Source organism: Bdellovibrio sp. BIS2 (genome assembly GCF_055398295.1).
This window is the reverse complement of record NZ_AP035879.1, coordinates 3759451-3776909: the sequence shown is the minus strand read 5'-3', so window position 1 is coordinate 3776909 and position 17459 is coordinate 3759451. Positions and strand designations below refer to the sequence as shown.

The 17459-nt window shown below is 51.1% G+C and carries 19 protein-coding genes; 6 read left to right on the top strand and 13 right to left on the bottom strand.

The window, feature by feature from the left end:
* Positions 1–35 precede the first annotated feature (35 nt).
* The 3 genes from ACZ520_RS18100 (at position 36) to ACZ520_RS18090 (ending at position 2940) form a co-directional block, all read left to right on the top strand.
* Complete coding sequence (locus ACZ520_RS18100; RefSeq protein WP_374031576.1) at positions 36–836, top strand: hypothetical protein; 801 nt, start codon at positions 36–38, stop codon at positions 834–836.
* 131 nt (positions 837–967) lie between these two features.
* Complete coding sequence (locus tag ACZ520_RS18095; RefSeq protein WP_374033056.1) at positions 968–1321, top strand: DUF2203 domain-containing protein; 354 nt, start codon at positions 968–970, stop codon at positions 1319–1321.
* Entirely contained in the window at positions 1318–2940 is a 1623-nt protein-coding gene (locus tag ACZ520_RS18090) for an NAD+ synthase (protein ID WP_464126899.1), read from the top strand. The genes ACZ520_RS18095 and ACZ520_RS18090 overlap by 4 nt, the downstream gene beginning before the upstream one ends.
* A 31-nt stretch (positions 2941–2971) precedes the next feature.
* Here ACZ520_RS18090 and ACZ520_RS18085 read toward each other — a convergent pair whose 3' ends face one another.
* Together ACZ520_RS18085 and ACZ520_RS18080 are read right to left on the bottom strand one after the other, a co-directional pair.
* Positions 2972–3280, bottom strand: a complete 309-nt coding sequence (locus tag ACZ520_RS18085; RefSeq protein ID WP_416479746.1) for a hypothetical protein — start codon at positions 3278–3280, stop codon at positions 2972–2974.
* Between the two features lie 51 nt (positions 3281–3331).
* Positions 3332–3949 carry a 3'-5' exonuclease gene (locus ACZ520_RS18080; protein ID WP_416479747.1) on the bottom strand — a complete coding sequence of 206 codons (618 nt, stop codon included), beginning with the start codon at positions 3947–3949 and terminating at the stop codon, positions 3332–3334.
* A gap of 51 nt (positions 3950–4000) precedes the next feature.
* Here ACZ520_RS18080 and ACZ520_RS18075 point away from each other — a divergent pair, with 51 nt between their 5' ends.
* On the top strand, positions 4001–4330 hold the full coding sequence (locus ACZ520_RS18075; protein WP_088563823.1) for a 2Fe-2S iron-sulfur cluster-binding protein: 330 nt from the start codon (positions 4001–4003) through the stop codon (positions 4328–4330).
* Here the strand turns inward: ACZ520_RS18075 and ACZ520_RS18070 are convergent.
* From ACZ520_RS18070 to ACZ520_RS18040, 7 genes are read right to left on the bottom strand one after another with little or no spacing between them, the layout of a single operon-like run.
* On the bottom strand, positions 4327–5538 hold the full coding sequence (locus ACZ520_RS18070) for a PHP domain-containing protein (protein ID WP_416479748.1): 1212 nt from the start codon (positions 5536–5538) through the stop codon (positions 4327–4329). The genes ACZ520_RS18075 and ACZ520_RS18070 overlap by 4 nt on opposite strands.
* Positions 5535–6851, bottom strand: a complete 1317-nt coding sequence (locus ACZ520_RS18065; RefSeq protein ID WP_464126895.1) for an ArnT family glycosyltransferase — start codon at positions 6849–6851, stop codon at positions 5535–5537. The genes ACZ520_RS18070 and ACZ520_RS18065 overlap by 4 nt, the downstream gene beginning before the upstream one ends.
* 2 nt (positions 6852–6853) lie before the next feature.
* The gene (locus ACZ520_RS18060; protein ID WP_464126893.1) at positions 6854–7975 is read right to left on the bottom strand and encodes a helix-turn-helix domain-containing protein; all 1122 of its coding nucleotides are present in this window, start codon (positions 7973–7975) and stop codon (positions 6854–6856) included.
* Complete coding sequence (locus ACZ520_RS18055) at positions 7975–8730, bottom strand: tetratricopeptide repeat protein (RefSeq protein ID WP_088563826.1); 756 nt, start codon at positions 8728–8730, stop codon at positions 7975–7977. Before ACZ520_RS18055 ends, ACZ520_RS18060 begins: the two co-directional genes overlap by 1 nt.
* A 23-nt stretch (positions 8731–8753) precedes the next feature.
* Complete coding sequence (locus ACZ520_RS18050) at positions 8754–9935, bottom strand: class I SAM-dependent RNA methyltransferase (protein WP_464126891.1); 1182 nt, start codon at positions 9933–9935, stop codon at positions 8754–8756.
* Between the two features lie 37 nt (positions 9936–9972).
* Positions 9973–10398, bottom strand: coding sequence for a nucleoside-diphosphate kinase (ndk, locus tag ACZ520_RS18045; RefSeq protein ID WP_011166128.1), 426 nt, complete (start codon positions 10396–10398; stop codon positions 9973–9975).
* Between the two features lie 16 nt (positions 10399–10414).
* On the bottom strand, positions 10415–10714 hold the full coding sequence (locus ACZ520_RS18040; RefSeq protein ID WP_374031564.1) for a hypothetical protein: 300 nt from the start codon (positions 10712–10714) through the stop codon (positions 10415–10417).
* Between the two features lie 120 nt (positions 10715–10834).
* On the opposite strand from ACZ520_RS18040, the gene ACZ520_RS18035 reads away from it, so the two are divergent.
* Positions 10835–11716, top strand: a complete 882-nt coding sequence (locus ACZ520_RS18035) for a hypothetical protein (protein WP_464126889.1) — start codon at positions 10835–10837, stop codon at positions 11714–11716.
* Here ACZ520_RS18035 and ACZ520_RS18030 read toward each other — a convergent pair.
* The 4 genes from ACZ520_RS18030 to ACZ520_RS18015 all read right to left on the bottom strand — a co-directional run bounded on the left by ACZ520_RS18030 (position 11713) and on the right by ACZ520_RS18015 (position 16876).
* Positions 11713–12501 (bottom strand): hypothetical protein, encoded by a 789-nt coding sequence (locus tag ACZ520_RS18030; protein WP_464126887.1) that lies wholly within the window; start codon positions 12499–12501, stop codon positions 11713–11715. The genes ACZ520_RS18035 and ACZ520_RS18030 overlap by 4 nt on opposite strands.
* Positions 12502–12537: 36 nt before the next feature.
* Complete coding sequence (locus tag ACZ520_RS18025) at positions 12538–14469, bottom strand: DUF7844 domain-containing protein (protein ID WP_464126885.1); 1932 nt, start codon at positions 14467–14469, stop codon at positions 12538–12540.
* A gap of 186 nt (positions 14470–14655) precedes the next feature.
* Complete coding sequence (locus ACZ520_RS18020) at positions 14656–14994, bottom strand: DUF2388 domain-containing protein (RefSeq protein ID WP_374031560.1); 339 nt, start codon at positions 14992–14994, stop codon at positions 14656–14658.
* 208 nt (positions 14995–15202) lie between these two features.
* Positions 15203–16876, bottom strand: a complete 1674-nt coding sequence (locus ACZ520_RS18015; RefSeq protein WP_464126882.1) for a c-type cytochrome — start codon at positions 16874–16876, stop codon at positions 15203–15205.
* 205 nt (positions 16877–17081) lie between these two features.
* Here ACZ520_RS18015 and ACZ520_RS18010 point away from each other — a divergent pair, with 205 nt between their 5' ends.
* The gene (locus tag ACZ520_RS18010; protein WP_374034387.1) at positions 17082–17438 is read left to right on the top strand and encodes a KH domain-containing protein; all 357 of its coding nucleotides are present in this window, start codon (positions 17082–17084) and stop codon (positions 17436–17438) included.
* Positions 17439–17459: the final 21 nt, after the last annotated feature.

Here is a 17459-nt window from a genome sequence, read left to right as displayed (position 1 = left end):
GCGAGCGAGGTCAGGCCGCGCTCGAGTATGTCCTTATGCTCGTGATCATTGTCGCATTATTGATCGGGCTGACGTCTCAAATTATCAAACCCATGGATGCCTTCATCAAAAACTACATGGGTTCTTACGTGCAATGTTTGCTGGAAATGGGTGAGCTTCCTTCCGTGGGAAGTGAAGACACCACCGTAGCCGATGAAGGGTGCAACACCCGATTCCAGGCGGGAACGTGGGCGAACGGCCGTCCTCCGAATGGCAGTGGCGGCGGGGGTTCCAGCGGCAGTGGTTCGGGCTCCAATAAAGATGGATCAGGCAGCGGTTCTGGCAGTGATGGCAGTGGCGGCAGCGGAAGTGGTTCCAGTGGCGGCACTTATGCCGGTTCTCAGTCCCGTGGGGGCAGTCGTTTCATAAATCGGGGTCGTCGTCCGTCATCCGGGGTGGAATCCGGTGGAGGCGCTCAAGGCAAGGTCGTTGAAATCGCCCTGGAGGGCGGTGGCAGCGGTGGATTCTTCCGGGGCAGCAGTGGTGGCAGCTATGGGCCCCGTCCCGTTAAAACCCGTTCCGTGGCGATTTCGGGGTTGACCGAAGCAGAGCGCAAAAAGCTTGAAAAGAAATCAAATGGCGAAGGAAAAGCCTCGATAGTTACGGGAGAGTCCCTGACTCCTCCGGTGAAGAAGCTGGCGGTGAAAAAACCGCCGGTACAAACCTTTGAAAAAGAGGAAGAACCCTTCACCATTGGAAATTTTATAAGAATCCTGTTCATCGTCGCCATCATTCTGGCGCTGGTGGTGTTCTTGGGCGGTCAGGCACTGCAAATGTCGAAGAGTTTTGAAAAATAGTCTGCGTCGCGTTTAGAAATTCTTCATAGAAATTCTTAAGTTGTCTGTCATGTCGTTAATTTCTTGAAACAGTACATTCTTTAAAGGATACAGCCTATCTGTTCAGTGATGGGGGAGTTCTTTTGGAAAATGTGATTGAAATCAATCGCAATAAAACGTTCAGCTTGGATGAAGCACGCAAACTGCTTCCCGTCATTTACCGTATGACTGAAGAGGCCTGCCGTGAGGTGAAACAACACCTGAACCGCATTGATGCCTATTCCGACAAAAGCCATCCTTCGGTGGCGATCATTGAATCCCAGATTAATGCAGTTATTGACCGCTGGCAGGTTAAAATCGAAAAACTGGGTGGCGAGCCCAAGGGCCTGTGGATGGCGGATTTTGACAACGGTGATGGTTACTATTGCTGGAAGTATCCAGAAGTTGAAATTAATCACTGGCACGGCTACCAAGATGGCTTTTCTGGGCGTATAACGATTGAATGAGAATCGCAGTCGCCCAAATAAATCCAGTTCTTGCGGACTTTCAGTTTAACAAAGAAAAGATCCTCGATTTCGTAAACCAGGCCGTCCAAAGAAAATGTGACCTGGTTGTCTTTCCTGAATGCACTTTGTTTGGCTATCACCCGTTTGATCTTTTGGAGCGTGAAAAGCTCGTCGCCAAACAAGAGGCCGAATTCAAAGACCTGATCAAAAAACTTCCAAAGGATATCGGCGTGATCATGGGCTTGATCACCAGGAACCCGGCAAAAAAAGGGCGCCCTTATTTCAACAGCGCCGCTTTGATTGCCAAAGGTGAAAAGCCGCGCTTCTTCCATAAACAGCTTTTGCCGACGGGTGACGTTTTTGATGAAGCCCGTTTTATTGAGTCCGGCGATTTGTCGAAAAACTATTTCAAATGGAAAGGGAAGAAGTTCTTCCTGACCATCTGTGAAGACATCTGGGCGTGGCCCGATGCAAAAGGGAATTCGCCTTACCGTGAAAACCCCCTTTCCAAAGTTAAAAAACAAAAGATCGACATGGTCATCAATCTGAGCGCTTCGCCTTACTTTGTAGGCAAGATGAAGCAGCGGGAATATGTCACCCAGAAAACGGCGGCGTATTTCAATGCTCCGATCATGTATGTGAATCTGGTGGGCGCGCAGGATGAGATCATCTTTGATGGTGGCAGTTTCGTGCTGGATAAAAAAGGCAAAAAACTTCTGACCTGCCAGCAGTTTAGTGAAGACATTAACGTGATTGATCTTAACACCCTGGAAGTCTGGAACAAGAACGCCAAGCTTGAAGCGATCGAAGAGCTTCGCCGGGCGCTGGTGTTGGGCATCCGAGATTTCTGTGAAAAGACGGGAATCAAGAAAGTTCATCTGGGTCTCAGCGGCGGTATTGATTCTGCCGTCGTGGCCGCTTTGGCGGTGGACGCTCTGGGGCCTGCGAATGTTGTGGGCGTGGGTTTGCCGGGGCCGTTCAATGCTCCACAAAGTCTGACTTTGGCAAAAGATCTGGCATCCAATATGGGCGTGGACTTCAAGACAGTGGAAATCGGTCCGATGTATGAATCCGTGCTGAAGGCGTTGAACAAGGGCCTGGGTCTTGAGGGTTTTAGCATCGTGAACGAAAACCTGCAGGCGCGATTGCGTGGTCTGACTTTGATGGCCTGGTCCAACAAAGAAAATAGCATGCTGCTGACGACAGGAAACAAAAGTGAATATGCGTCCGGCTATTCCACTTTGTACGGGGATATGTGCGGTGGTTTGGCGCCGTTGGGGGATCTGACCAAGGCGCAAGTTTATGCTTTGGCCAGACACTACAACAAACAGGGCGAAGTGATCCCGCAAGAGATCATTGATCGTCCGCCATCGGCCGAACTTCGCCCGAACCAAAAAGATCAGGATTCGTTGCCTGAGTACGATGACCTGGACAAGGCTGTGACTTACTTGGTGGAAAAATCAGGTCCGGCAAAATCAGCGACTGAAAAGTGGCTGCTTCCGGTGTTGATGCGCACGGAATTCAAACGCTGGCAGGCACCGCCTATTTTGAAAGTGTCGCAGCACTCGTTTGGCCGGGGCAGAAGATATCCGGTGGCTCACCGGGCTCGTGAAATCTAGAAACTAAAAAGCCCCTTTGCAGGGGCTTTTTTTATTTTGCACAGACGGCGACTTCTTTACAAAGCTGGATGCACTCGCGCTGGGCTCCGGCGATGGCGCCCCGGCACTCGGCTTCGGCCAGCATCTTCAGAACACGATCAAGGCCTTCGGGCATCGAGTCACCTGCATCCGGCAGGGTGTACTTGTTTTTCTCAGCGTCTGTGATTTTGCAGTCGCCAAGACTTTTCACATAGAAGACAGCTTCTTCGCAGGTTTTAAGATCAGGGAAACTGGTGGCCGCCTGAACGGTGGAGGAAATTGCCAGCAAGAGCGTTGCAGAAAGCATCATAAGTTTAGACATGTAAAACTCCTTGAGCTGATAGAAATAAAAAAGGCCCCGAAGGGCCGTTTCTTAAAGACCTCCGAAGAAGTCCATTTGTTTTGGCTGGCGCACGATTTGCGGGAAACGCAGTTCGGGTTTGCCGGTCAGGGCGATCAGGTTTCCGACCTGCGGGGCCTGTCCGCCGATGGAGATTCTTTTCATCATCTGGCTGAACATGTGGCCCAGGTAAGTCGCATCTTCTTCCGCGCGGTGGAAATTGGAAGTCGGGATTTTCAGGTGCTGAACCAAAGTTCCCAGTTTGTAGTTCGGAAGGCCCGGGAAGACTTTGCGAGCGATCGGCAAGCTGTCCAGGATCACGCCTTTTGGAGCAGCAGTTTCATGCTTTTTGATGTCAGCAATCAGGAACTGGGAGTCAAATGGCGCATTGTGCGCGACCAAAACGTCATCACCGCAGAATTCCGCAAAGGCCGGCAGGATGGTGTCGATCAGGGGTTTGCCTTTAACCATATCATCAGAGATACCATTCACGGCGGAAGCCCCTGGTGGGATAGGGCGAAGAGGATCAATCAAAGTGGCAAAGATCGCCTCGGGCTGGCCATCGATAAAACGAACGGCACCGATTTCTACGATTTGATCTACTCCAGGAACTGTACCAGTGGTCTCTAAGTCAAAAGCTATGAATCTCATAAAAACATTGATACAAAATGGATGGGGCTGTTTCAACTAAAGAGTGTCCCCGTGAAGGAGTTCCTGACTGTGTCATCCAAGTCTGGAAAAATTATAAGCTTTTTGCCCGAAAATATTGATGTCTCAGTGAGTCAAAAGGATCATTCCGTTTTGGATGTGGCCTTGCGGGCGAAGGTGCCGTTGAACCACACCTGTGGCGGAAACGCGACCTGCGGGACGTGCCGGGTTTTCGTGGTGAAGGGGCTGGAAAAGCTGCCTCCACGCAATGAGCTGGAGCAGGAGATGGCCGAGGACCGGGGCTTTCAGCCTTCGGAGCGGCTGGCCTGTCAGATTGAGCCCGTGGACGGGCTCACGGTTGAAATTCCACTAGCAGATGATTAAGGGCTCACGTAGAACGGGTTTGTGTAAATCCACGTGATCCATTTTTTGGCGTCCGGGATGGGCAGCATCGGACTGACCCGCACTTGCACGCGATAAGTTCCGGGCTCTTTCAGCTCAAACACCGTTTCAGGTTCGTTTTTTCTAGCCACCACTTCGCCGTCTTTGATGATCATGATTTCAAAAAAGTCCTGAGGCTTCGCGGGCAGAGTCACTTTCAGACTCATGTTTTTGCTGAATTTCACCTCTGAACCCATCATGTGGCTGTGATTGCCGTCTTCGATGGTGGCGGAAAACCCTTTCGGGTCACCCAGCGTGTCCAGTGCAATATAGAAGCTTCCGTTTTTAACGGCGTTAAAGATCTTGGTGCGGTCACTGTTGAAGCTTCCGGTCAGTTCGGATTTCAGCAGCACGTGATTGCTCATGAATTCAAAGCTGCGTTTGTAGCTTGGGAAGCGGATGAAATAATTCGCCAGGGGAATCGCCCGCGCCGAGGCTTCAGTTCCGGCATAAACAACCACTTTGCGCTGCTGGCTGAGTTTGTTTAAAAGCGCGATTTCATCTGTGGGTTCGGTGTAAAGTCGAATGAACGCCAGGCGCGGATTGAAAGGGTAAATCAAAAGACTCCAGATGGTAGAGACCTTGGATTCCGCCCAGGCGCGATTGATCAGACTTTTCATGTTCAAAAGCTCAAATCCATCAAGACCCGAAGGAATTTCACCGGACCAGGAATAACCCGCTTTGTAGGGATGAGCCAGAATCGTCAGGGTGTCTTTGCTGGCGCCGGTTTTCTGTGAAAGCAGATCGGACAGCTTTACCTGGGCGTCGCCAAGGTTTGCGCCGATGCTTTCCTGATTCAGGGAATAGTAGATCAGCCGTGAATCCAGATAGCTGTACTTGCCGGCGTTAAAGACGAGCAGATTTCCATGGTAGGATTCAAACGTCGTCGGGATGTTGAAGATATTGTAGTCGGTGAAAAAGATGAAATCCAGGTTGGCAAGTTTTGCCGACGTGATGACAAAACTTGAAGTGGCCGAACCACTGGAAAGATCGGTGTGCACGTTCAGCACACCTTTGTAGTCATACAGGTTTCTGGAGGAATGTTGCGAGGTGATCTGTGGCGGCACCACAGCCAGTTCGTACTGATTCAGGTAAAATCCGTACAAGAAGAAGGTCACCAGTAAAAAAGAAAGAGTCGCAATTACTTTCATGGTCTTGTGAATTCCAACAGGACAAAGTCAGGAGAGATTTTTCGAATCTCTTTCATCTGCCATTGTTGTTCGGAAATCCACTTTGGTAAACCATTTCTCTCGCGCTTCACCAAATAAAAAACATTCCCTTGCGGTTCGGCCTCGGGAAGTGTGTCAAAGAAGTCATAACGGCTGATTCCCTTGAGCTTAAACACCGGAACCTTGCTGAAATACCAAAGTGAGGACGCCATCTGATAACTGCTGGCGTAAAGTGGACTCACTTCTTTGGCCACGGTGCTCAGTTCCTGGAAGACATAAGGTTCTTCCACTTTGTCACTGAGTTTGCGCAAAGATGGAGTGAACAGGGTGGCGAGCACAACAGCGACAATCGCTCCCCAGAAGATCATGTACACCTTGGTCCACTTTTGTACTTTAGGATGGAATAGGGCCAACGCCAGCACCGCCGGATAGGCGATGATCGGCCAGTTGGCCTCCACTAAAGCGCGGAAGGACGTGAACAGGAAAAACAGCAGTGGCCCCCAGCCAAAGTAATAAAGCCAGCGCATGGCTTTGGGAACCTGCGCGCGAAGGGCCGCCCAGAAAATCAGCGGGAACACGATCAGGATCTGTCCCAGAATATAGGACAGTGTCCATTCCGGATTGTAAGAGCTTTTTTCAAGGCCGTGTTTGATCTGGAATTCAAAAGAAGCAAAGTCGTTTTGATAATTCCACAAAAGAACCGGCGTGCAGAAGATCAGGCCGGACACTAGAGTCAGCAAAACCCCGCTCCAGCGCACATCCTTCCAGCGTTTTTCCAGGGTCAGATACGCCAGCAGGCACGGCACGAACAAAACGATGTGATACTTGGAGCAGAATCCCAGACCCAAAGCCACACCCAGCCAGAGGTAGCTGGAAAGAGCTTTTTTGTCGAGAGCCTGCAGGGATAACAAGATGGCCAGGGACCAGAAGAACATCACCGGCAGATCCGGTGTTACGATCAAAGAACCAAATCCCAGAAGCGGGGAGAACAGCACCAGATAGGTCCAAACTTTGATTTTATCAAAGTCGATCTTGTCTTTCAGGATATAGAACCATACTGCCAGTAAACCGTGGCCCAGAATCACTGCCGGCCAGCGGACCGCGTGCATGAAAGGCTCAAGGAAGTGTCCAAGATAGAACAGCCAGGACACCAGTGGTGGATGGTCGAAGTAGCTCAGCTGCGGGCGCTGCGCCCACACCCAGTAGTAGGCTTCATCAGCACTCAACGGGATGAGTGCTGACAGAACAAGTTTCACCAGAAGGCTGATCCACCAGATGCGGAATAGATCTTTCAAGATTAGTAGCTCAGACGGATTGGTTTACCAAGATCACCCGGAATGCCGATTTCTTTTCCATTCAAAATCAGATTCACAGCGCCACCGTTGGAGAAATTGATCTTCAGACCGCTTTTGCTTTTAAAGGTGTGAACCTGCTCTGCAGAAAGACGGATCTTTTGTGGTTTGCCGTTTGGAGCGGAGTACTCGATCTCCACAGAATCCAGTGCCTCAACGATCAGCTCAACAGGCTTTCCAGCCTCAGGTTTCGGAGTCGGAGTGGGTGTCGGGCTTGGAGACGGCGAAGCCACTGGCGTCGGCGACGGAGTGACTGTTGGAGCAGGACTTGGAGTTGTCGTCGGCTTCGGCGTTGCGGTCGGGGAAGCCGCCGGGGTCGCCGGCGTGGACACTGCCGGAGTCGGAGACGCTGCAGGGGTTGCTGTGGAGGACACCGGTGCCGCAGGCGTTGGTGCCGTCGTCAGGTTGCCCAACGGACCGGGAGTGGTGTTTGGTTCCACTTCCGTCAAAGTGCCGCCATCAATGGAGGTGTCGACCACCACCGGAGTTGCGCCTTCCATGGTTTGTGCCACTTCGGCGCTTGGAACTTCGGCTTCCTTGGAATACTTGTCGATCATTTTTTTTGTAAACAGAATCAAGCCGACCAGAACAACACCCAGACCCAGAATGATATAGGTTTTGGTGTTCTTGTTTTCTTTCAGGGACTGCATTCCGTGATTGGAGCTGGTTGGTGGCGGAGTCTTGCGAATCGGAGTGACTGTGGCTTCCGGAGCCGGAGCCGCTGTCGTTTCGGCAGTCACTTCGGTTGAGGCTGTTGCCGGTTTTGCCTCGGGTTCGGCCGGGGCCGCCGCTTTGGGTTCGTCAGTCTGGCGAATGTAAGGCTTTGGTTTTGTGGAACCCATTTCCTCGTAGAAGACTTCAAGGACCTGATCGGAGTTCAAGTGCAGGAAGTTGGCATAACTCTGTACAAAGCCGCGCAGGAAGGTCTTTGCCGGCAATTGGGTTTCGTCGCCCTCTTCAATGGCTTTCAGAACCTTGCTGCTGATTTTCAAAGAAAGACCAATTTCGTGCAGGGAGAGGCCTTTTTCCTCGCGGGCTTTCTTTAGAATTTCTCCGGTCTTTTTCATTAATGTCCCTTTCGAATCAAACTGAGCATTCCCTTGGCTTTGTCGCGGTACTTACCGGTGGGATAATATTTTATCAACTCTTCAAAGCGGGCGACAGATTTGGATTTTTCGCCCAGACGATAGTAGGAAAGCGCACTGTAGTAGTGGGGCTCATCGAACAGAATCTTCTGACAGAACCCGATGGCGCGATCCAAAGCTTCGGCAGCACGACCATAGTCCTTTTCCTCAAAGAATGTACGGCCGTAATAAGTGTTGGCAACGCAGTCGTCCGTTTGTGTGTCCATGACTTTGCCAAAAGCGGTGCGGGCAGCGCCGTACTCTTTTTGATTGAATTTCACCAGTCCCAGATTGATGTAGGCTTTTTCCGGATTTCCGTAGGTCAGATCATTGATCACCGTGCGAATTTCTTTTTCCGCATCGGCGTAGCGGCCTTCTTCAATCAGCACGCGGCCCAGATTGTTGCGGGCGTCGGAATAGCGCGGCTCAAATTCCAGTGCCTGACGAAGATGTTTCTCGGCCAGATCAAAGCGATCGCGATAGAAATACACCTGACCCAGGTTGTTTTGAATGACGGGATTTTTCGGATCCAGCTCCTGAGCTTTCAGCAGTTCCTGCAAAGCGTAGGGATAGTTGCCGCTTTCAATGTGTGCAGCACCCAAACGAAGGTGAAGTTCAGCTTTTTGTTTTTCCTGTGCTGATCGGCTGGCACAACCCAGCATGGTCAGGGCGCACAGAGCGAGAATCCATTTACGCATGCTAAAAAGGTATCATTAGAGGACTAAGAGTCAACCCTGAGTTCCGCAATAGTTTCCACATGATCCGTCTGTGGGAACATCTCGAAAGTCTGCACCCGGTCGAGCTTGTACTTGATGCCCATTTTCTGCGTCTGAGCAAAGAACCAGTTAAGATCCCGAGCCAAAGACACCGGATGGCAGCTGATGTAAATGATCTTGCGCGGCTGGGCGGCGGCGAGGGTCTGCATGGTGTATTCACTGGCTCCGGCCCGCGGCGGATCCAGGACCACCAGATCATCTTTACCGATGCGGGCCCGGCGCATGTAGGTTTCCACGTCCGACATGAAGTAGGTCATGCGTTTATCGGTGATTTTGGAGCGGGCGCGCTCCACGAGCTTCGGATTCAGCTCGACACCGATGATTTCTGAACTGGCGTATTTCGCGGCAAGGGGGAAGGTGAAGTTTCCGGCACCGGCATACAGGTCATAAACTTTTTTGTACGGACCGTCGCCCGCCCAGTCCAAAGCCGTGCGCAGCAGGTCTTCGTTCTGAAAGCGATTCACTTGAGAAAAACCGATGCCGTCATCCTCGTCCGTGATCAGGCCGTAGCGCACATCGCCTTCTTCAGCGATGTACATCTCAAGACGCTGAAGATCTTTCGCATTTTTCTTTTCGGCCCAGGCTTTCACCTCGGCAAACTTGTCGGTCAGGGTTTCTTCCGTGATCAGGCAGTCCATCGTTTCCACGATTTGGTGGGAATTGCGCGCAAAGAAGCCGAAGCGGCCGTTTTTGAACTTCGGCTGAATGCGGTTGCGATAGCGCAGCACACGTGGACTGGGCTGGATCGGCAGATAGTTGAATTCCAGATCGCGGTTGAACTTCTTGATCGTTTCCAGAACCAGAGTGTGTTTTTGGCGGCGCTGTTCTTCCTCGGTGATGTGCTGCCAGTTGCAGCCGCCGCAAGTGTGCGCCACCGGGCACGGTGGCTCGCGACGATGAGGGCTGGCGGACAGAACTTCGACCACGCGGGCTTCCATGAAGTTCTTTTTTACCAGAGTGATTTCCGCCAGGATCTCTTCATTGGGCGCTGCTTGAGGAACGAAGACAACCATGCCCTCGTGTCGAGCGACTCCAGCACCGCCAATGGCGAGTTTTTCAATATTCAATTTGATCTTTGAACCAAGAAGGGGAGCTTTCGCTCCCCTTTGGTTTGATTTCGCAGACATTTTATATCGCTAATTTCAAATTTGAATCTGTGAACGATTAAACGTTGCAGATTTCGTGTTTTTCGAAGAACAAAGCCAATTCACGAGCTGCAGACTCTGGAGAGTCAGAACCGTGAACAGCGTTTTCACCAACGTTGTCGCCGAATTTCGCGCGAACTGTGCCTGGGTTGGCTTTTTTAGGGTCAGTAGCGCCCATGATTTCGCGGTTTTTCAAAACTGCGCCTTCACCTTGAAGACACATCAACATAACCGGACCGGAAGTCATGAAGGACACAAGCTCACCGAAGAATGGGCGTGCTTTGTGTTCAGCGTAGAACTCTTCAGCTTTTGCAGTTGTAAGAACGGTGATTTTCGCAGCAGCGATTTTCAAGCCGTTAGCTTCAAACATGCTCACGATATCGCCGATAGCGTTTTTCTTCATGGCATTTGGTTTGATGATAGAGAATGTTTGTTCGATAGACATGGTGTCTCCTTGTTTATTAATGACAAACTGTTTTAGTAATCTCAAAGAACCTAGGAGTTTTAACGAATTGAGTGACACATGTCCACTCTTGGTTTCCTTGGTTCGGCATGTTCACAACCAGTTTTGTCTGAACGGCCAGATCGTGGCCTTCGGATGGGGTGGTGAAGTTCTGGTAGGTGATCTGATAGCTTTCGCGGTTTTGCCAAAGATTCAACGTGAACTCGACATCCTCGGTCGTCATGATCTGGATTTCATCAACACGGCCGGCGAATGCAGGACTGGCTGCCAACAAGGCAAAAACCAATAATTTCTTCATCTTAGATCTCCTGGATGGCCCTTAAATAGAGGCCGGAAGGGGCGCTGTCAACGGAAAATTGCCGCATGGGGTTATAAGCTCTTCTATATTCGAACTGAATCCTGGGATAGCGTTTTTTCCATGCACTCTGCTAGATGGATCCTCACTTCTGTCGCGATTCATGCCCTGGCTTTGTCAGCCCTGTGGTTGGGAAAACCCGTGCCTGCCCAAGCACCCACCAGTTCTGATCCTGTCCCGGTGGAATTTGCAGTTGTTGAAAGATCCCCTGTGCCTTCTGCAGGCCCGAAAAAAGGGATCCCTTCCGGAGCATCGAGACTTGAGGGCACGAAATCAGCGGCAATCACCAAGTCCCTGTTTAAAACCTATGACTTCAGTGATCGCGAGGATGTCGCCGTAAACTCTGCAGGTCCCCAGAAAGACTTCCGGGATCGCGCCACGTATGCGCTGGAAAGCGCCAATGCCTTTGCTGACACCGACAACTGGGATTATCACCGCGAAGTCTTTAAACGCATCGACAGCGAGCTGATGTTTGATTCTATTCTGGCCCAGTATAATCACTTCGGCACCGTGATGCTGCAGTTTGAAGTCGATGCAAAAGGTTATCTGCTGGAAAAATCCCTGCGCGCCTTTTCTGAAGATGCCGTTTTGAAAGTGCATGCCGTGCGCGCCGTAAGAAAGGCCCTGAAAGAACAGTTTAACGAGCTGAAGTGGAGTTCAGAAAGCACCATCTTCCAGGCCAAGTTTGAATTCCTGAGTGATTCGCATTCATTGAATTTTCGCAAGCAGCGGGAGTTTGGCAAACCGGTGCTGAATTTCACCCGCGCCACCCAAGAAAAGCCGGTGGCGACGAATCTGCAGGATCATCTGCTTTCCGGCGGAATTCATTACGACCCCTTTGCCCTGGCTGATCGATGGCAAAAGTACAACAAAAGAAAGCGCCTGGCGGTGGGCGAATATGATCCTTTCGCCCACTATCGCAAAGACCCGGCGTATCGTCTTTAGAACCGAATCTTAAACGAGAAACCCAGACTTAGCGGGAAGAAACTGTCGTCATCCTCGCTGTTAAGGCACTTTTTCAAAGACAGGCACAGGCCTTCCGGCAAAAAGAAACCCATCTCGAAACGGTCCGGGCTTGCCGGGTCGTTGATTGACGTATTGATGTTATCCACAATATTCAACGACTGCAGAATGGATTTTTCTTTGGCCATGCCTTCTATCGACGAAGAGCGCAGGCGCACGCGGCGGATGATGCGGTCGCTGGCTTCGCGGTCCTCATCACTCAGATGACGGGGAATATTTCTAAGAATGAAATGCACAAACGTGTGCCCGCGTTTGATTTCCTGAAGCATTGAAAGATCCGACACACGCACTTGCGCCACGGTGGCCGCGTCCCGACGAACGGCCACACGGATCATGTTGTTGGATTCCCGGGCTGAAGGCAGAAGGAACAACAGACTTGTGCGTCCGCCGCGCACGAAGCCGACATTGGAATCCCGGGCCGATCTTTCAGCCCTGCGCGAGCTGTCCACTTCGCCCATAAAGTCCCACTCATCAATTGGAATCGTCATCACCACAACACTGATGGGGTTGAGTTCATCAACGGCGCACAGATCCTCTTCCAAAGGCATAAAGGTTCGGATCTGATCCCGGGTTCTTTGGCAGTCGGCCTGATCGCGGGTGTCGGTGGCCACCATGATCCCGCGGGCATAGGTCTCGCGCTCTTCCAAGAACGAGTTCGCCTGCGTCGTCAGGGACGTCAGCATCATTGCAAATGTAAGTATCAGCATGGCGTTTTTCATCGTCAAATCTGTCTGTCCCTTGGGTTAAATGGAGCGCATAAAGCTAAGCGCAAACTCCACGTTCTTTTTAATTGCTTCAATTTCTTTCAACTGTGCCGAGTTGATCAGGCTTTCCACATTCTTTTGCACTTCATCGTAGATATCTGATCCCTGGCTTTGTTTGTGCGAAGAAAGACGCTGAACCTGTTCCCAGTCCTGCTCGGTCGGCAGACCGTATCCGTCCGCTCCCTTTAGGAAGGACGCCGGCTGTGAGAACATGTCACTGATCTCGGTCAGTGCAGTCACAATTTCTTTCTGGCGTGTGGTTTCGCCGCGTTTGGCGGCTTGTTTTTCTTCCTTGATCACATGCTGGGTCAGATCCGCTTTGATGGCTGCCGTCAGGAAGCGGTGAGCACCGTTTTCAAGCAGGACGATGGCCGCCGCAGCTTTTCTGCGGGTTTTTCCTTCCAGTTTGTTGATGCGCGAATACAGGCTGGCACGCTGAGAGGCGCTCAGGCTTAACAATTCACGGAAATCCTTTTGCTTAATTCCAATTGTGTCTTTCAGAACCTTAAAGCTCAATTCATAACGGTCACGGTAGGAATCAAACAGATAGCCGGTGTTGATGGCCTGGGTGCGATTGGCAAAAACGCGGTTGTCGGCAATTTTCAGACGCAAAAGATCCTTTTCAAGACCAATTGGGGTCTTGGTTTGAAGATAGATCAGCTCAGGACGGAACAAAGATCCCTTCATCAGATTCAGTGATTCCACCGCGCAGTTGTTCGAGGTGAAATAGTAGCGGCCGTCGTAAGACCAGTGTGTTTCGATTGTGCGGGTCACGAACTGACGGATTTCATCACGGGAAAGATTCATCGGCACACTTCGAAGATCGCGCAGCTCGGTCTTGGTGTATTCCTCGATCACCTGATGCATCGGCACCAGGAACAGACGGGATGGATAGTCCCCGGTCAGACCTTTAAGGGTGTTGATTTGAATGCTGTTCACAAAGGCGCGGTAAGAAAGCACGATGTGCTGATCCAAATCCTTCAGGCAGTCAGGACCGACCTCTTTTCTTTCCGGAGCACACATCACCAGACGGAACATGGAATGACCCCAGCCGCTCATCATGGCTTCGCCCTCGGCCGCCAGCAGATAATGAACCTGATAGATGCGGCTTGGATCGATACTGCGAAGAGGGCTGTCTTTGCCCTTGAAGTCAGGAATGACATAGTTCAGCGGGACCTGACAGCGGCTGTTCGGAAATGGCGTGTGATTGAATTTGGAACGGAACAGGTGATACAGCGAAGGCCGACGGCAGGCATAGTCCGGGTCCATCAGGAAGTATTCCATGTTCACCGGGAAGGACTCAAAGGCGCTGGTCAGCTCATAGATGTCAGGACTGCGGTGTTTCATCCACGATTCATCACTGTCGACAAAACCTGCGATCATCGTGAAATAAGGATTCTGCGAATAACTGCGATACATGTTTTCGTAAGGACGGCACTCGGGGCTGGTCTGGTTGTTCTGGCGATCGTCTTTTTCTTCTTTGCAGATGCGGATCATGCGGGATTCATCGGCATCATGCACATTCAGTTTGTCATAGGCGTGAATAGTTTCGTGAACCACTGTGGCCAGAATCTCACGATAGAAGGTTTTATGAGTGCGGTTGATGCGGGTGGCGTTGTTTTCACCACGGCGGATTTCTGCCACGGCCTTCAAATCAATGCGCACCTTGCCCCAGGACAGTTTTCCCAAGGCGTGATCGCCGCTTTCTTTTAAGCTTTCAAATCGGACTTCCAGTGGTTTTTTGAATTGGGATTTGATCGAAGCCGGCAGCAGTTGTTCTGCTTGTTTTAGCAGGATCTGCGCGTTTTGCCGGAACTGTTTGTCAGAAGGCCCCTCCGTCAGAGAGTAGAATGAAGCATGAACGCTGGAAGCCATCAGCATCGCGGCGACAAACAATCCTGCTTTTCTCATCGGACTCTCCTTTTGTGTCTCGTTCTGAGACGTTCGGGCCCTGGCGCTCAGAAGCTGAGGCCTCGTTTGAAATATTCTTACAAATTCAGTGCCAGACTATGGGGACCTAAGTGATTGATTTGAAAATAAAAAAGGGCCACCTTGCGGCAGCCCTTTTCCAGAGAAGAGGAGGAGATAAAGCGCGAATTACATCTTCAGGATGCCTTCAGCGATCTCAAGATCGGAAGCCTGAAGTTTTGGGTTTTCAGCGCGGATGGCTTCCAAAGCTTTCTGCAAAGCCACGCCACGGATAGCGCCATCAGAAGCAACCATCGTTGCGGCATCTTCTTTAGCTTCAACAACAAGTTTCAAAGTCTGACCAGAGATAGAAGCAGATGTCGCTACAACACCACCTGTAGTCATCAATGGAATCGCCAGGATGGAGTCTACTGTGGAAGTCACAGAAGCAGAGTATACCTGAGAAATCTCAGTAGCTTGAGCCATAGTAGCGGACAACAACAACGCAACGATAACGGACTTTTTCATGGGCACTCCTAAAAAGGGTTTAATGTGTTTTGGTTACTGGCTGGGGAGTATTGCAGCAACAGTGCCAAGGTGTCTCAGTACGGGAAATCACGCATTTGCCGGAAATTCGCGGTAAATCCGATGAGGGCTTGTGTTTAGGGATTGAACAGCGGGCGCCAATAAGCGCCCGTGTTTGCAGGAAAATCAGGAAACACTCGCGCAGAGACGCTTAGAGTGTCTGCAGGAATTGAATCAGATTGTATTTGTCTTCGGCGGAAAGAATTTCCTTTCCATCTTTGATGAAGATGCCTTCATCGTGGCCCATGTTGCCCATGCCGGCTTTTCTTGTGTCGTACAAATGCTCGCGTGTCTTCCACGCCTTCGGTGTTTTGTCGCCGATCGGGTAGCCACCGCAGGCGAAGTCATAGTCGGTGTCTTTATTCAGCGCTTCGCCGGAGTAATAAATCGACGGACGCTTCTTTGCCGGAGTCAGCAGGACACACAGATTCGGAATCGAGTTGTTGTGCATGTACGGCCATCGGGCCCAGATGCCCACCAGTGGTGGTGGCACATAGCCTTCCTGCGCTTTGATCACGATGCCGTTCTTTTTGGAGATCTCAAGGTCATTCAGTTGTTCCAAAGACTTCATGCCCTGACGGCGGTAGGGATCCGTGCCAACATTCACCACCGGGGTTTTTTCTTTGTAGCGGACTTCCACTGTTTTCAGGCGCTCAGCGGGCGACAGCACCAGGGCATGTGGCAGGTTCCAGGCTTTTTCATAGTTCCCGTGGCACTTGGCGCAGTTGTTTTTAAAGATCTGTTCGCCCGCTTTGGCGCGACCCAGATCAATTTTTTCCGCCGGATAAAAGTCAGTGATGTGCGGCGCTTCCGAGGCAAAAACCGCCGTGGTCAGCTCTTTGATCACATGATCATTTTCCGCCAGCCACTGTTCCAGTTCGTGCAAGTCGGCACCGCGGCCGATTTCATTCCAGATCAAATTGGTGAAAATGGGATTTCCGCTAAGAACACTTCCGTCAGACAGCCAGCGGTTTTTGTATTTTACGTTCCACCAGACGGCAGGTTTTGAATCTGCAGGCTTTTCATCAAGATAGGCATCGGCACGCGGCGATCTTGCGGCTTTGTCGCTGTAGTTGGCGTAGCCGTCTTTCGCACGACGATTCAGCGACAGACTGACCTGCGCCAAAGACGTATCCAAGCCCAGTGCAATCGGCTGCTTCAGGGCGACGGACTTCAGGCGTTCTTTGGATTCCACCAACAGGGCGGTTTCCGCATCAGTGGCACGCGTGTAAGCTTGAAAGATGTGCGGGTCCATCAAAGGCATGACTTTCTTGGCTTTGATGAAGAATTCATTCGCACGCGGGAATCGGTTGGTCATGCCCAAAACAGTTTTGCCAAACAAATTGGACGAGTGGCAGGCCGCGCAACTGAAAGTGAAACCTTCAGCCCCGTTTCGTTCAATCAAACCAAATCCCATCAGGGTGTCAGGACGAATTTCATTGGGATAAGGAACGGCATAAACCCCGCGCTCGTTTTCAAGCGGGTACTTGTGCAGGCCCAGATTTTTCAGCACGTCTTCAAAGCTTCTGAATCCACTGAGGCCTTTCATCAGGCTTTGAATCCATTTGCGCAAAGGATTGCTGTTCTTTTCCTCGATCAAGCGGCGCACGGGTTCATAGGGTGGCAGCATGCCGGTGACAGTGACCGGATAGATTTGTGCGTGGATCTTTCCCTTGTTTTGAGACGTCTGGAAATCGAAATCGTTCCATAAATAGATGTTGGATCTCCCGCCCGGAGGGACGGCGACTCCGGCAGTCCAGTCGGGTTCGGTTTGGGCAAAGGCGCTTGCAGAGATCAGGGTCAGAAGGAAAAAGAACTTCGTCATTCCCGATGCTTACATTGCTGTAAGATTACTAGACAATAATATTCTGTCGTTTGACGGGGAGGGCAGGCCCCCAAAGCTTTTAAAATGGGACCTTGTGAAAAATTGTAATGGTGTGTTCCACAAAAATTGAAGGGAGCACTATCTGCGGACAGGATCTGGTGAAAGACAAATTCTAAGTTAACATGAAATTGTTAACAGGAGTTTTATGGGTGCCGAGTCCGTTAAAGTGATTAAAGTAGTGCGTTCCTCATCCGCAGCCAAAGCTGAATCCGGGGCGGCGCCATTGTCCGACAATATTACGGAGATTCGTGAAAAAGCCCGTGAATTTCTGCTGTCGGCTTTAAAGATGCTGGCGCCTGAAGCTGAGGGCATCGGCGTGGATGTTGTTGTGGGCGAGAAAACCACCCAGTACATCGTGAGCTGCCCGAAAGAGGCCATCGGCCGGGTGATCGGTCAAAGAGGTGCCACGATCATGTCCTTGCGCCAGGTGCTGGGCGCGATTATGGGAGCGGCCGGAGCTCGCGCCGTCATTGAAATTCCCTATTATCCAGCAGAGAAATAAAAAACCCACGGTTTTCACCGC

Coding starts and splice junctions, on each gene's coding strand:
- ACZ520_RS18100 (WP_374031576.1), top strand. CDS start 36: ATGCTCGTGATCATTGTCGCATTATTGATCGGGCTGACGTCTCAAATT.
- ACZ520_RS18090 (WP_464126899.1), top strand. CDS start 1,318: ATGAGAATCGCAGTCGCCCAAATAAATCCAGTTCTTGCGGACTTTCAG.
- ACZ520_RS18085 (WP_416479746.1), bottom strand. CDS start 3,280: ATGTCTAAACTTATGATGCTTTCTGCAACGCTCTTGCTGGCAATTTCC.
- ACZ520_RS18080 (WP_416479747.1), bottom strand. CDS start 3,949: ATGAGATTCATAGCTTTTGACTTAGAGACCACTGGTACAGTTCCTGGA.
- ACZ520_RS18070 (WP_416479748.1), bottom strand. CDS start 5,538: ATGAAAGTAATTGCGACTCTTTCTTTTTTACTGGTGACCTTCTTCTTG.
- ACZ520_RS18060 (WP_464126893.1), bottom strand. CDS start 7,975: ATGAAAAAGACCGGAGAAATTCTAAAGAAAGCCCGCGAGGAAAAAGGC.
- ACZ520_RS18055 (WP_088563826.1), bottom strand. CDS start 8,730: ATGCGTAAATGGATTCTCGCTCTGTGCGCCCTGACCATGCTGGGTTGT.
- ACZ520_RS18050 (WP_464126891.1), bottom strand. CDS start 9,935: ATGTCTGCGAAATCAAACCAAAGGGGAGCGAAAGCTCCCCTTCTTGGT.
- ndk (WP_011166128.1), bottom strand. CDS start 10,398: ATGTCTATCGAACAAACATTCTCTATCATCAAACCAAATGCCATGAAG.
- ACZ520_RS18040 (WP_374031564.1), bottom strand. CDS start 10,714: ATGAAGAAATTATTGGTTTTTGCCTTGTTGGCAGCCAGTCCTGCATTC.
- ACZ520_RS18035 (WP_464126889.1), top strand. CDS start 10,835: ATGCACTCTGCTAGATGGATCCTCACTTCTGTCGCGATTCATGCCCTG.
- ACZ520_RS18030 (WP_464126887.1), bottom strand. CDS start 12,501: ATGCTGATACTTACATTTGCAATGATGCTGACGTCCCTGACGACGCAG.
- ACZ520_RS18025 (WP_464126885.1), bottom strand. CDS start 14,469: ATGAGAAAAGCAGGATTGTTTGTCGCCGCGATGCTGATGGCTTCCAGC.
- ACZ520_RS18020 (WP_374031560.1), bottom strand. CDS start 14,994: ATGAAAAAGTCCGTTATCGTTGCGTTGTTGTTGTCCGCTACTATGGCT.
- ACZ520_RS18015 (WP_464126882.1), bottom strand. CDS start 16,876: ATGACGAAGTTCTTTTTCCTTCTGACCCTGATCTCTGCAAGCGCCTTT.
- ACZ520_RS18010 (WP_374034387.1), top strand. CDS start 17,082: ATGGGTGCCGAGTCCGTTAAAGTGATTAAAGTAGTGCGTTCCTCATCC.